This is a genomic window from Nostoc sp. KVJ20 (assembly GCF_001712795.1).
Lineage (GTDB): Bacteria > Cyanobacteriota > Cyanobacteriia > Cyanobacteriales > Nostocaceae > Nostoc.
In genome coordinates this window covers 1-1546 of sequence record NZ_KV757559.1, presented here as the reverse complement: position 1 = coordinate 1546, position 1546 = coordinate 1, and the positions used below count along the sequence as shown (strand labels likewise).

Here is a 1546-nt window from a genome sequence, read left to right as displayed (position 1 = left end):
TAAGGATTCAGGTCTAATATTGAGGAAGTAAAGAAGGGCGAGACAGGGAGTTACTAGAATTAGCAATTAAAGCCTGTGCAAAAAAATCAATCACAGACCTAGCTTGACGGCGACAAGTCTGTACCACAGTCAACAAATTAGCAGTATGTTGAAACCGCTCCATTGAACGGGAACCACCACTAACTTTACGTTTTGTCACAGCCAAACGCAGCGATCGTTCAGCCTGATTATTATCAGGAGGAACTTCAGGATGGTCAAGGAAATACCACCATTGGCTTGCTTTATCGCGCAAAGAACGTAAAAGCTGACCTGCTGTTGCTCCTGCTTTGTCAATCCACTGATTGAGTGAGGAGTGCAACTTAGCTTTGAATTGATTGACCCAATCGTTATAACTACTTGAATCAAGAGTTTCAAACCATCGAGCATAATTGCTAAAAGCTTCATCAATTAAATTAACAAACGTTTCACCGATAGCTTGGTTGTGAAGACCTGGAAGAATAATTAGTTTTTTGAAGTGTCGGCGTAGATGAGCCAAACATTTCTGCTGGGCAAAAGCTGGATAGCCATTGTAAACGCTAAAATCATCACTGCTAAGTACCCCTGTATATTCAGTCCCTAAAATGGCTGATAATTCGGATCGTGAACGAGTGTCAGCAGCAGTAAACAGGCAGAAATCAGAATTGGCAACTACCCACAACCATTCTTTTATCCCTTTAACTGACCAAGGCGTTTCATCCACATGAACATTGGGTTGTGTCTGTTTTACCCAACTACTTAACTCAATAATGCTCGGTTCAATTGCTTGAGTTATTCGTTCATTGGTTGCTACTATTGTTCCTAGCCCAATTTCAACTTGCCCCAGTTCCCACAACATTTCTTGCTGTTTTTCATAGGGCATGTGTGCATAATTGTTTACCCATCCTAAGAACGCCTGTAATCTAACTGCTAAATCTTGCCCTGGAACGATATCTGGCGACCATGAGGCTGTTTGTACATTTCCACAGCATTCACACACGCACGTCTGACGTTGATACTCCACTATTTCAATGGGACGTTCCACTAATTGCGCTACAGACTGCTTTTCTATTTTTACTGCCACGGTCGCAAATGCTTTTTGACCACAACACGCACACTCAGTCGGTCGTAAGATTTCATAACGATCTACTCTGCCAAAGCCCTTACGGGTTTTTCCAGTATGTCCTGGTTGCCCACCTGGTTTTCTTTTGGACTGGTTCGGTTCTTCCTCCAAGGGTGCTTTCTTGTTTTCACTCTTTTTGAGGATGTCTCCAGATGGTGGTTTCGATGAGGTAGAACTATCCAAATTTCGGCTGACTTTTAAACGTTCTACTTCTTGCTGTAGTTTTAAGATTGTTTTCTGTAACTCACATATTGCCTTGCCCTGCTCAATAATTATCTCTACCAGTTCTTCTTTTGATAACTGGTTCAAGCTTTCTCGGTCTAAATCTTGAGGCAGGTTTTGGTTCATATTTGTGATACTCCCCCTCAAGTGTCCCCCTTGTCAATACTCTGCCACCTGAATCCTTAC

1 protein-coding gene is annotated in these 1546 nt (G+C 42.3%); it reads right to left on the bottom strand.

The annotated features are described in order from the left end of the window. Window positions 1–13 precede the first annotated feature (13 nt). Entirely contained in the window at window positions 14–1486 is a 1473-nt protein-coding gene (locus A4S05_RS04065; RefSeq protein WP_069068546.1) for an IS66 family transposase, read from the bottom strand. Between the last annotated feature and the right edge of the window lie 60 nt (window positions 1487–1546).

Coding starts and splice junctions, on each gene's coding strand:
- A4S05_RS04065 (WP_069068546.1), bottom strand. CDS start 1,486: ATGAACCAAAACCTGCCTCAAGATTTAGACCGAGAAAGCTTGAACCAG.